The organism is Isoptericola sp. NPDC060185, from assembly GCF_042728595.1.
Classification (GTDB): Bacteria; Actinomycetota; Actinomycetes; order Actinomycetales; family Cellulomonadaceae; genus Isoptericola.
Genome location: NZ_JBHWYY010000012.1, coordinates 58960 through 70910, shown reverse-complemented (window position 1 = coordinate 70910; position 11951 = coordinate 58960). Strand labels below are relative to the sequence as shown.

Below are 11951 nucleotides of genomic sequence, written 5' to 3'. Positions count from 1 at the left end.
CCGCGTCGGTCAGAAGGGCGGGTCGCCGTCGTCCCGGGCCGGGACCATGTCTGGTGCCGGTCCCGGTCCGACCGTGTCGTCCGTCGACGGGACCGGGCGTTGCGCGGGCAGTTGCGCGGGCAGTTGCTCGGCGAGGTGCTGTGTCTCGGTGGCCCAGGCGTCGAGGTGGTCGAGGGTGTGGTCGGCGGATCCGGGCTCGGTGAGGTAGGTGCGGCCGCGGGGTGAGGTCCAGGCCAGGACGCCGGTGCCGGGCCGGCCGCCCGGCCGGTCGTGGAGGTGTTCGACGGTCCATCGGGACTCGTGCTTCAACGTGTGGTGACGGCGGCACAGTGCGGCGAGGTTGGTGGCGTCGGTGGTGCCGCCGTGCTCCCAGGCGGTGGTGTGGTCGAGGTCGCAGCGGCGTGCGGGGATGCGGCAGCCGGGGAACCGGCAGGTGAGGTCGCGTTGGGTGAGGAAGGCGCGTAGGTCGGCGGGCACGACGTAGGAGCGTCGGTCGACGGTGAGCATCGCGCCGGTGACGGGGTCGGTGAGCAGGCGTCGCAGGGTGGGGGCGCGGGCGGTGAGGTGGCGTGCGGTCTCCGCGTCGATGGGGATGGTGCCGTCCAGCAGGCCCGGACTCTCGCTGGTGCCGGTGAGGGTGGTGATCGGGACGGTCACGTGCACCACGGGCCGGACGGTGCGCGCCAGCGTGGCGAGCGGATCGGGCAGGTCCGGTAGGTCGTCTGGCAGACCTCGTGGTGCGGTCCCTGGTGCTGATCCTGGTGTCGTTTCCGGTGTGCTGTCCGGCGGCGTTCCCGGCAGGTTCTCCGGGCCGGCGGCTCCGCCTGTTGGCCCCGCGACGTCCGCGCGGTGCTCGTGCTCGTACGTGCTGTGCTCATCTGTCACGGGGTGGTCGTCGAGGAGGAGCGCGGCCAGGGTCGCGGCGCGCAGCTGCCCGATGCCGCGCGGGTCACCGGTCGTCTTCGCTCTCGTGGCGGTGCGGTGCAGGCGGTCGTAGACGGCGCGCGCGACGGGCGTCGGCAGGTGCGCGGTCAGCCAGGACATCCCGTCGGCGCCGTCGTCGACCCACACGTCCGCCTTCAGCGCGGCGGCCTGATGCCGCACCTCCGCCGGGACGGGGTGCAGGCGGTCGCGGGCGGCGCGGACGAGCGCGCCGAACCGTGCCGCCGTCATGCCGGGGGCCCGGCCCAGGACCGCGCGCTCGACCCGCCCCGCGACGCTCGGGGGCAGGCCTGCGACCGCGTCCGCCATCTTCGCGGCGTGCTGGTAGGAGATCGTCCCCGCGCACAACGCCTCCAGGGTGGCGATCGCCTTCGAGGCCAGGACGTCGGCGTCCGCGAGCCAGCCGGCCGCGACGTGCTCGCTCACCCCGAGCGCGCACGCGACCTCCGCGACCAGCGCCCGGTGCGCGACCGAACCACGTCGTTGCGTCGTCGCCGACGCGACCCGCTCCACCTCGACGTCGAGCAACGCCTCCGGCTCCACCCGCGCCGCCGCCAGCACCTGCCCGAGCGCGACCGTGCGCCGACCCGCCGCCGCGTTCACCGCCGCCTGCTCGTCCGCCGTCCGGTCCAGCGCAGCATCAAGCCGCGAAGCGGCGGTACTGGACGGGGTGGCCATACGAGCACTCAACCACCCGCCACCGACACCTCTTCGAACACACGTTCGCATCACGCATCCGGTCAGGCGACCAGTTGTTATAACGACATGACCTAGACTCCCGACATGCTCCCCTCCGCCGGCACGCCGCTGTACGCCCAGGTCGAGAACGCCCTCCTCGCTCGCTGGGGGGTCGACCTGCACCCGGGCGACCAGCTCCCCACGGAGGACGCCCTGGTGGAGCAGTTCGGCGTCAGCCGGATCACGGTGCGACGCGCCGTCCAGAACCTGGTGTCCCGGGGCCTGGTCGTCACGCGGCAGGGCCGCGGCACGTACGTCACGACGCCGCAGATCAGCCAGCCCCTCACCGCCCTGACCGGGTTCGTCGAGGACATGGAGCGTCACGGGCTGCCCACCCGCGCGCGGGTCCTCGCCGTCGAGGAAGTACCGGCGTCGGCCGAGGTGCGCGCCGCCCTCGACCTCCCCGTCGGGGCGACCGTGACTCACATCGACCGCGTCCGGCTGGCGGCGGGGCTCCCGATCTCCTTCGACCAGACCTACCTCCCCCCGGACCTCGGGCGGCTGGTGGCGCAGGACGACCTCGAGAACGAGCCGATCTTCACGCTCCTGGAGCAGCGGCACGGCACGCCGCTGGCCGAGGCGACGTATGCCCTGCGGGCGAGCGTCGCGGACCCGGTCGTGGCGCAGGCCCTCGACGTCCCCGAGGGCAGCGCGGTGCTCAGGATCGAGCGCACCTCGACGACGACGGGCGGCCGCCCGGTGGACTTCGAGGTGCTGCACTACCGCGGCGACACGATCACGTTCACCACCCGCCTCCCCCGCGCGGACACCGCGGCCGGGGGCACACCGTGACGCCCGACCAGTTCGCGGTGCTGCTGGTGGGATCCCTCGCGGCGGGCGCCCTGGGCAGCGCCCTGGGGATGGCCGGCGGGATCTTCGTCGTGCCGCTGCTGACCCTGTACGCCCACGCGTCGTTCCCCGTCGCCGTCGCGGTCGGCCTGGTCTCGGTGATCGCCTGCTCGTGCGCCGGCGCGCCCCAGTTCCTCGCCGCGGGGCTGACCAACCTCAGGCTCGCGGTCGTGCTCGAGTCCGCCACGGCCCTCGGGGCCGTGGCGGGCGTCTTCCTGGTCGGGTCGCTCCCCGAGTCCTTCCTGTACGGCGTCTTCGCGGCCGTCCTGCTGGTGTCGGCGGTCCAGATGCTCACGGGCCGGCGCGCCCGCCCGGCGGCGCCGTCCGTCCGGCGCGACCGCCTCGCCCTGGGCGCCACCTACACCGACCGCGACGGGTCGGCCGTCGCCTATCAGGTCGCCCGGCTGCCGCTCGGGATGACCTTCATGTTCGGCGCCGGGACGCTCTCGGCGCTCCTGGGCATCGGCAGCGGCGTGCTGAAGATCCCGGCGATGGACGCGGCCATGCGGCTGCCGATCAAGGTGTCGTCCGCGACCGCCAACCTCATGATCGGCGTCACCGCCTGCGGCGCCGCGGCCGCGTACCTCGTCTCGGGGACCCTCGACCTCGAGCTCGCTGCCCCCGTCGTCCTGGGCTCGGTCGCCGGCTCGGTCGTGGGCGCGCGCGTCCTGGTGCGGGTCGCGGGCCCAGGGCTCCGCCTCGTGTTCACCGCGGTGCTGCTCGCCCTGAGCGTGCCGATGGTCCTCCACGCCTGCGGGGTCGGCGGGGCGGGGCTGGCATGAGCGACGACACGACCCCCGCGGGCCACGACCGGGCTCTCGCCGGCCGCCTCGCGACCCTCATGCGCGGGGGCACCGCCGCGGCCGTGGCGCTCCTGGTCGTCGGCGTCGTCCTCCTCGCCGCCGGCGCCCGCCTGCCGTCGACGGTCGCCCTGACCGCCGGCTGCGCCGCCCTCGTCCTGCTGCCGCTCGTCCGGCTGGTGCTGATGCTCAGGCACTTCGCCCGCCGGTCGGACACGCCGTTCGTCGTCATCACCGCCCTCGTGATCGGTCTCGTCGTCGCCGGTGCGGCGGCCGGCCTCGTGGTCTAGCGGCGCCCGGCCACCCGGTCGACGTCCCGGTCGGCGTCGTCGGGCCGGGCCGCCGCGAGCCAGTCCACCAGCCCGCACACGGCGTCCCGGCAGCTGCCGCACCCGGTCGTCGCGCGGGTCGCGTGCACGACCTCGTCGGTGGTCGTCGCGCCGTCGGCGACGCACGACGCGACGTCGTGCTTGGTGACGCCGTTGCAGCGGCAGACCGTCGCGTCGTCGGGCATGTGCTCGGGGCTCGACGCCGCGGCCGCGACCGGCGCCACCGGCGTGAGCAGCAGGAACGCCGGGTCCGCCGGGACGGGCGTGCGGCGCGTGTAGGCGGCCGTGAGGTCCGCGGCCACGCGCGCGTCGCCGACGCACGTGGCGCCGACGAGCACCCCGTCCGCCACGACGGCCTCCACCCAGCGGCCGGCTGCCGGGTCGCCGAGCCGCACCACCCGCTCCCCCGCCACCGGCGCGCGCCCCGAGCCGCAGCGGCCCATCGCGACCACGCTCAGCGAACCCGCCTTGACCTTGACGACGTCGGTGCCACGGGTGTCGACGGCGGGGCCGGCCGCCGCGCCCGGCGCGCGGGAGGACAGCAGCGCGCCCAGCCGCACCGCCATCGACGGGCCTGCGCCGTCCCCGGGCAGGCGCAGGTGCTCCCGGGGGCCGGCGACCACCGGCGGCGCGGGGCGCGGCCGTGCAGCGAGCGCCACGAGGGCGTCCGCGAGGCGGCGCGCCTGGTCCCAGCCCTCGGCGACGAGCCCGCGGGAGCCCTCGGGCGGCTGCGCGCAGTCGCCCACGGCGAAGACGCGCGGGTCGGTGACGCTCGCCAGGTCCGGGCCGACGACGACGCCGCGGTCGACGGCGAGCCCGGCCAGCCGCGCGAGCGCCGTCTGGGGCGCGGTGCCGCACGCGAGGACCACCAGCCCGGCGCCGAGCGTCTCCCCCGGGTCGCCGGCCGCGCCGGCCAGGCGCACCCCGACGGCGCGCCCGCCCACGACCAGCACCTCACGTGGCCGGACGCCCGTGCGTACGGCCACCCCCGCCGCCTCGAGCGCGGCGCGCAGGACGGCGCCCGCCTCGTCGTCGAGCTGGCGGTCCATCGGGGTGCCGGCGCCGTGCACGAGCGTGGTGGGCAGGCCGCGCCCGGCGAGACCGAGGGCCACCTCCACGCCCAGCACCCCGCCGCCGACGACCACCGCGCGGGGGGCGTTCACCGTCGCGGCGACGATCTCCCGGGCGTCGTCGAGCGTGCGCAGCGCGTGCACGCCGGCGGGCAGGGTGCCCGGGTCGGTGCCGAGACCGGGCACGTCGGGCAGCCGCGCCGTGGCGCCGGTGGCGAGCACCAGGTGGTCGTAGGGGTGCAGGGTGCCGTCGTCGGCGAGCACGACGCGCGCGTCGCGGTCGACGGCCACCGCCGCCGTGCCTCGGCGCACGAGCGCGCGCCCGTCGTCGACCGCGGGCAGGGAGATCGCGGCGACGTCCGTGCGGCCCGCGACCACGTCGGACAGCAGCACCCGGTTGTACGGCTCGTAGGGCTCCGCGCCCAGCACGGTGACGTCGAGGGCGCCGTCCGCGTCGCGGCGGGCGAGCTCGTCGGCCAGCCGCGCGCCGACCATCCCGTGCCCCACGACGACGACGCGGCGCGGCAGCCGCAGCGGTTCCGTGCTCATGCGGGCACCCGCCTCTCGGAAACCACGGGGGCGTCGACGGCCGCGACGGACACCGCGCAGACCTTGAACTCGGGCATGGCGGAGACCGGATCGACGGCGTCGGTCGTGAGGCGGTTGACGCTGCCGGCGCCGCCCCAGTGGAACGGCACGAAGACGGTGTCCGGGCGGACGGCGTCGGTCCAGCGCGCGGTGAGCTCGACGACGCCGCGGGACGACGCGAGGCGGACCGGCGCTCCGTCCTCCACCCCCACGCGCGTGGCGAGCAGCGGGTGCAGCTCCGCGTACGGCTCGGGCACCAGCCGCTCCAGCTCGGGCACCCGGCGGGTCTGGGCGCCGGACTGGTAGTGCTGCAGCACCCGCCCGGTGACGAGGTAGGTGGGCGCGTCCGGCCGCACGTCGTCGGCCGGGCCCGCGTGGTCCACCGCGATCATCCGGGCCCGACCGTCCGGCGTCGCGAACCGGTCGAGGAACATCCGCGGCGTCCCGGGGTGCGCCTCCGCCCACCTGTCAGCGGGGATGGCGGGGCAGGGCCAGTACAGCCCGGCGCCGCCGGCGGCCTCGTGCGCGTCGATGCGGGCGTGGCTGAGCCCGGAGTAGTCGGCGACGCCGCCGGCCGACGCCCACGCCAGCTCGTCGAAGACCTCGTCCGGCGCGACGGGGAACGTCACGTCCGAGCCCAGCCGCCGGGCCAGCTCGGCGAGGATCCACAGCTCGGAGCGCGCCTCGCCGGGCGGGTCCACGGCGCGCCGGCGGCGGATCACCCGGCCTTCGAGGTTCGTCATCGTGCCCTCCTCCTCGGCCCACTGGGTGGTGGGCAGCACGACGTCGGCGAGCAGCGCGGTCTCGGACGGCACGACGTCGCACACCACGAGCAGGTCGAGGGCGGCGAGGCGCTCGCGCACCCGGTCCGCGTTCGGGGCGGACACGACGACGTTCGACCCGTGCACGAGCAGGGCGCGCGGGCCGCCCGGCGTCCCGAGGGAGGTCAGCAGCTCGACGGCGGGCACGCCCGGCCCGGGCAGCGACCCCGGGTCGACGCCCCACACGCCCGCGACGTGCGCGCGGGCGACCGGGTCGTCGATGCGGCGGTAGCCGGGCAGCTGGTCGCACTTCTGCCCGTGCTCGCGCCCGCCCTGCCCGTTGCCCTGCCCGGTGAGGCAGCCGTACCCGGACCCCACGCGCCCGGGGAGGCCGAGCGCCAGCGCCAGCGAGATCGCCGCCGTCACGGTGGCCGTGCCCTGCGCGGACTGCTCGACGCCGCGCCCGGTCAGCACGTACGCGCCGCGCCCGCCGCGCGACGGCGACGCCGCAGCCAGCAGGCGCGCCACCCGGCGCAGCTCCTCGGCCGGCACGCCGCAGACGGTCTCCGCGCGCTCCGGCCACCAGGCCGCGACGGACCGCGCCACGTCGTCGACTCCCGCGGTGCGCGCCCCCACGTAGTCCCGGTCCACCAGGCGCTCCGCCACCAGCACGTGCAGCAGCGCGAGCAGCACCACGAGGTCGGTGCCCGGCACGGGCTGCAGGTGCACGCCCTCCCCGGGGCCGGCGAGCCGCGCGGTGGCGGACCGTCGCGGGTCGACGACGACCAGCCCGCCCACCGCGCGCGCCCCCGCGAGGTGCGCCGCGAACGGCGGCATCGTCTCGGCCACGTTGGAGCCGAGCAGCAGGATCGCGTCCGCCCCGGCGAGGTCGGTGACGGGGAACGGCAGCCCCCGGTCGACGCCGAACGCGCGGTTACCGGCGGCCGCCGCGGACGACATGCAGAACCGGCCGTTGTAGTCGATGAACGGGGTGCGCAGCACGGCGCGCGCGAACTTGCCGAGCGTGTACGCCTTCTCGTTGGTCAGGCCCCCGCCGCCGAACACGGCGACCGCGCCCGGCCCGTCCTCGGCCGCCAGCGTCGCGAGCCGCCCGGCGACGAGGTCCAGCGCCTCGTCCCACGACGCCGGCCGGAGCGCGCCGTCGCCCCCGCGCACCAGGGGCGTGGTCAGGCGGTCCGGCGCGCGCAGGACGGCGGCCGCCGTCCAGCCCTTCTGGCACAGCCCGCCGCCGTTGGTCGGGAACTGCCGGGGCGTCACGGCCACGGGCAGCGACGAGCCCCTCGGGGTCGGGGCGAGGTCCGTGCCGCACTGCAGCGCGCAGTACGGGCAGTGCGTCGCGACCGCCGTCATACCCGCGCCGCCCGCATCGCCGTCCCCCGCCGGGCGTACACGGCCCAGGTCACGACCGCCATCACCGCGTACGCCCCGACGAACACCCACAGCGCGGCGACCAGCGACCCGGTCATCGACGTCGAGACCGCGAAGCCGCGCGGCACGAGGAACCCGCCGAACGCGCCCACGGCCCCCGCGATGCCGATGCAGCCCGCGGCGGCGCGGGCGGTGGCCGTGGCGTCGCGGCCGGCGCCGGCGACGCGGAAGGCCGCCGGGATCATCCGGTACACGGAGCCGTTGCCCACCCCGGTCGCGACGAACAGCACGAGGAACGACGCGAAGAACAGGCCGAACCGGTGGCTGCCGAGCGCGGTGATCGCGCCCACGGCCCCGGCGATCATCACGGCGTAGCAGCCGATCGTCACGACGGCCCCGCCCACGCGGTCCGCGAGGATGCCGCCGAGCGGCCGCGCCACCGACCCGACGAGCGCGCCGAGGAACGCGAGCGACACGCTCACCTCCGGGAACTGGCCGGCCAGCAGCGTCGGGAACGCGCCGGAGAACCCGATGAACGACCCGAACGTGCCGATGTAGAGGAACGCGATCACCCAGGTGTGCGGCTCGCGCACGGCCACCGCGAACGACCGCGGGTCGGCCTTCGCCGTCGACAGGTTGTCCATGAACCGCCACGCCAGCACGGCCGCCAGGACCACGAACGGCACGAACACCAGGCCCGCCCGCTCGAGGGCGACTCCGGCGGAGGTGATCACGACGAGCGGCACCACGAGCTGCACCACCGCCGTGCCGAGGTTGCCGCCCGCGGCGTTCCACCCGAGCGCCGCGCCCTTCTCCCGCTCGGGGAAGAAGAAGGAGATGTTCGCCATCGACGACGCGAAGTTGCCGCCGCCCAGGCCCGCGAGCGCCGCCACCGCCACGAGCACGCCGAACGACGTCTCCGGACGCTGCACGACGACCGCGAGCGCCAGCGTCGGCACCAGCAGGAGCGACGCGGACACGACCGTCCAGGTCCGCCCGCCGAAGACGGGGACGGCGAGGGTGTACGGGATGCGCAGGGCGGCGCCCACCAGCGCCGGCACGGCGATCAGCCAGAACATCTGGTCGGTGGTGAGGTCGAACCCGGCGGCGGGCAGCTGCGGCACGACGATCGACCAGAGCGCCCACACGCAGAACCCGAGGAGCTCGGCGAACACCGACAGCACGAGGTTGCGGCGCGCGACGCGCCGGCCGCCGCCCGCCCAGAACGCCGGGTCCTCCGGGCGCCAATCGTCGATCCAGCGGCCGGGGCGGGAGTGGGCGCCGGGGGCGGGCGCCGGGTGCGTGCCGGGCGGGGTCGGTGCAGCCGTCGTCGGAGCCGCCATCGCGTGTCCTCCTGTGCGCGGGCCCGACGCCGACGCCGGGCGGTCGAGCCCGCCGGGCGGGTGCCGGGCGGGCGGGACGAGCCGCCGGCTCGCCGTCGCGCCGGTGCCCCCGACGCTAGGGAGGCGGTGTTTCCGTGCCGGGCGTCGAGGCGTGAAATGCGCGTGAGCACGAACGCACAGGGCGCACGGCAGGCCTGTGAGCGTCAGGCGCGGACCGCGCAGACGGCGAGGACGGCGAGGACGGCGTGGCCCCCGCGCGCACGGAGCGCGGCCTCCCGCGCCGATTCGTCTTCACGCCCCGCCCCGTCCTCCCGCGCCGCCTCGACCTCCCACGCCTCGTGCGCTGCGGCCCGCACCCGCCGCGCCTCGTCGCGGTGCCCGCCGGCGTCGAGGTACCGCTCGAGCGCGGCCGCCAGGTCGAGGGCGTGGCCGGGGTGGCCGAGGGCCGCCGCCTGCTCGGTCGCGCACACGAGCGCGGACCGCTCGGCGTCGAGCCAGCGCCGCGCGTCGTCGGGGCCGTCGAACGGTGGCGTCGCCAGGTCGTCCGGGAGCACGGTGCGCGGCGAGGTCCCGGGCCCCCCGAGACATGCCGCCGCGCGGAGGGCCGCGGCCAGGTAGTAGTCGAGGATCCGGCGCGGGCCCTCCGCGGTGTCCTCCTGCTCCGCGGCGAGCTCCGCGGCGTAGATGCGCAGCAGGTCGTGCATCTCGTGGCGGCCACGCTCGGCCTCGTCGAGCAGGCGGCGTCGCACGAGGTCGTCGATGAGCCGGCGCGTGGCCTGCAGGTCCGTGCTGCCCAGCAGCGCGGACGCGCAGAACGGGTCGAGGTAGTGGCGTGCGTGCGCGCAGTGGAAGCCCGCGCGCCGGAACAGCGTCGCCTGCTCCGGGGAGAGCTGCCGGTAGGACCACGACAGCACCGAGCGCACCGACGTGTGCTCGTCGCCCGTGTCGAGCAGGTCCAGCCGGTCCCGCTCCACCCCGAGCGCGGCCACGAGGTCCGCGACGTCGCCCGGGCCCGCGCCGCGCAGCCGCTCGGCGGCCACCCGCAGCGCGAGGGGCAGGCGGGCGCAGCGCTCCACCAGGTCGTCGGTCGCGCTCCCCGCTCCGCGCTCGGTGAGCGCGCCGCCGAGCCGGGCGCCCAGCAGCGCCCGCGCGTCGGGCCGCGTCATGCGGCCCACGTCCACCCGCTCCGCGCCCTCCCCGGCCGTCAGCCCGGCGAGGGCGTCCCGGCTGGTGACGACGGTGACGCAGGTCGCGGACCCGGGCAGCAGGGGTCGCACCTGGTCGACGTCCGCGGCGTTGTCCAGCACCACCAGCAGCCGCAGCCCGTCGGTGAGGGTGCGGAAGCGCGCCGCCCGGGCGTCCCGGTCCGCGGGGACGGCGTCGGCGTCCTCGCCCAGCGACCGCAGCAGCACCCCCAGCGCCTCCGTCGACGACACCGGGTCGTGCGGGCTGAACCCGTGCAGGTCGAGGTGGAGCTGACCGTCCGGGAACCGGTCGCGCGCCCGGTGACCCCAGTGCGTCACGAGCGCGGTCTTGCCCACGCCCGCCGTGCCGGTCACGGCGACCACGGCGGCGCCGCCCGTCGTCGGCAGCGAGGCCCGGTCCAGCGCCGTCAGCTCGGCGTCGCGACCGACGAAGCCGCACGGGTCGTGGGGCAGCTGCGCGGGCGGGCGGTGCGCGGCGCCGGCGGCCGCGGCCGTCGCCGCGACGGCGGCCGCGGAGGTGGCGGCGGCGGACGCGTCGGCGGCGTGCGCGGCCGTGGGCGCCGGGGCACCGCACTCCCCCGCGAGGATGCGACGCTCGGCCTCGCGCAGCTCCGGGCCGGGCTCCAGGCCCAGCTCGTCGACGAGGGTCCGGCGGGCCGACCGGTACGCGGCGAGCGCGTCGGCCTGCCGCCCGCAGCCGGACAGCGCCGTCATCAGCAGCACGTGCAGCCGCTCGCGCAGCGGGTGCCGGCGCACCGCCTCGGCCAGGTCGGCGACCACGCGCGCGTGCCGGCCCCGGTCCAGCTCGGCGGCGAAGAGCTGCTCGATCGCCGCGTCCCGGCGCTCGGTCAGCCGCCCGGTCTCCGCCGCGAGGGGCCCGAGGTCGAGGCCCTGGAACGGCGCCCCGCGCCACAGCCGCAGGGCGGGGCGCAGCAGGCTCACGCGCACCTCCGGGTCCGGGGTGCTCTCGGCGCGCGCGACGGCGTCGTCGAAGCGCTCCGCGTCGAGCTCGCCGGGCCCGACGCGCAGCACGTACCCGCTGCCGTCGCGCTCGAGCCGGTCCGGCTCCCCCAGCGCGCGGCGCAGCCGGTGCACGGTGAGCTGCAGGCGCTGCGGGTCGGCCGCGGCTCCCCACAGGGCGTCGACGAGCTCGTCGGCCGGGACCGGGGAGTTGGCCCGCGCGAGCAGCAGCCCCAGCAGCCCGAGGCGCACCGCGCCGGTCACGGGGGCGGCGTCCGCCGCCCCCGCGACCCGCACCGGGCCCAGCACCTCGAACCGCATCCCTCGGCCCCCTGCCCGGGCGCCGCCGACCGGCGCCCACTCCCCTCAAGAGGTGACCGGGGCGACGGAAGTACGGCGAAAGCGCGAGGAAAGCGGCCCTCGGCACCGTGGGGGGCATCGGTCGCCGCACGAACGACGGCCCACGACAGCACGGAGGGGAACCCATGAGAACGACCACGAGAAGGACGCTCGCCGCGGCCGCGGTCGGCGCGGCCGGCCTCGGCCTGCTGGGCAGCACGGCCGCCGCGGCCGCGCCCCGACCGGCCCTCGACGGCGTCGCCACGGCGGCCACCTGGCACGACTCGGGCGCGTCCTGGAACGACCCGAACGACAAGGGCGGCATCTCGGTCTACGAGAAGACGTCCAAGTCCTCGACCCGCGAGGACGTGATGGCGCAGTTCATCGCGAACGGCGAGCACCTCACGATCTGGGACCACCACGACAACGACCGCAAGGCCATCGTCAAGCTCTGGGTCGGCAGGAGCGGCCCGGCGGTCTTCTACGCCAAGGGCGACGACACGGAGACGAGGTTCAACCTCTCCTACGACGAGGGCCAGACCGTGAAGATCCAGGTCTGCACCTCGACGTCGCCGAACGCCCAGTGCTCGTCCGGCACGCACCGCGGCCGGTCCTGAGGCCGGTCCTGAGGCCGGTCC

The 11951-nt window shown here is 76.8% G+C and carries 9 protein-coding genes; 4 read left to right on the top strand and 5 right to left on the bottom strand.

The features are described from left to right. Window positions 1-9: 9 nt before the first annotated feature. Complete coding sequence (locus tag ACFWDO_RS07030) at window positions 10-1620, bottom strand: DUF222 domain-containing protein (RefSeq protein WP_380346863.1); 1611 nt, start codon at window positions 1618-1620, stop codon at window positions 10-12. Window positions 1621-1725: 105 nt separating this feature from the next. On the opposite strand from ACFWDO_RS07030, the gene ACFWDO_RS07025 reads away from it, so the two are divergent. Genes ACFWDO_RS07025 through ACFWDO_RS07015 form a run of 3 tightly spaced genes read left to right on the top strand, consistent with a single transcriptional unit; the run spans window position 1726 to window position 3619 of the window. After that, entirely contained in the window at window positions 1726-2472 is a 747-nt protein-coding gene (locus tag ACFWDO_RS07025) for a GntR family transcriptional regulator (RefSeq protein ID WP_380324218.1), read from the top strand. Further along, window positions 2469-3311 (top strand): sulfite exporter TauE/SafE family protein, encoded by an 843-nt coding sequence (locus ACFWDO_RS07020; protein WP_380324221.1) that lies wholly within the window; start codon window positions 2469-2471, stop codon window positions 3309-3311. The genes ACFWDO_RS07025 and ACFWDO_RS07020 overlap by 4 nt, the downstream gene beginning before the upstream one ends. Further along, entirely contained in the window at window positions 3308-3619 is a 312-nt protein-coding gene (locus ACFWDO_RS07015) for a hypothetical protein (protein ID WP_380324224.1), read from the top strand. Before ACFWDO_RS07020 ends, ACFWDO_RS07015 begins: the two co-directional genes overlap by 4 nt. Here ACFWDO_RS07015 and ACFWDO_RS07010 read toward each other — a convergent pair. The 4 genes from ACFWDO_RS07010 to ACFWDO_RS06995 all read right to left on the bottom strand — a co-directional run bounded on the left by ACFWDO_RS07010 (window position 3616) and on the right by ACFWDO_RS06995 (window position 11295). Then, window positions 3616-5277, bottom strand: a complete 1662-nt coding sequence (locus ACFWDO_RS07010) for an FAD-dependent oxidoreductase (RefSeq protein ID WP_380324227.1) — start codon at window positions 5275-5277, stop codon at window positions 3616-3618. The two genes, ACFWDO_RS07015 and ACFWDO_RS07010, sit on opposite strands and share 4 nt — an antisense overlap. Continuing rightward, entirely contained in the window at window positions 5274-7448 is a 2175-nt protein-coding gene (locus tag ACFWDO_RS07005; RefSeq protein ID WP_380324230.1) for a molybdopterin oxidoreductase family protein, read from the bottom strand. Before ACFWDO_RS07005 ends, ACFWDO_RS07010 begins: the two co-directional genes overlap by 4 nt. Next, window positions 7445-8809: an MFS transporter gene (locus tag ACFWDO_RS07000; RefSeq protein ID WP_380324233.1), complete on the bottom strand. Its 1365-nt coding sequence runs from the start codon at window positions 8807-8809 to the stop codon at window positions 7445-7447. The genes ACFWDO_RS07005 and ACFWDO_RS07000 overlap by 4 nt, the downstream gene beginning before the upstream one ends. Before the next feature lie 203 nt (window positions 8810-9012). Continuing rightward, window positions 9013-11295 (bottom strand): BTAD domain-containing putative transcriptional regulator, encoded by a 2283-nt coding sequence (locus ACFWDO_RS06995; protein ID WP_380324237.1) that lies wholly within the window; start codon window positions 11293-11295, stop codon window positions 9013-9015. A 164-nt stretch (window positions 11296-11459) separates the two neighbouring features. Between ACFWDO_RS06995 and ACFWDO_RS06990 the strand changes: the two genes are divergently transcribed. Further along, a complete protein-coding gene (locus ACFWDO_RS06990; RefSeq protein ID WP_380324240.1) occupies window positions 11460-11930 on the top strand; it encodes a hypothetical protein in 471 nt (156 codons plus the stop codon). Window positions 11931-11951 lie beyond the last annotated feature (21 nt).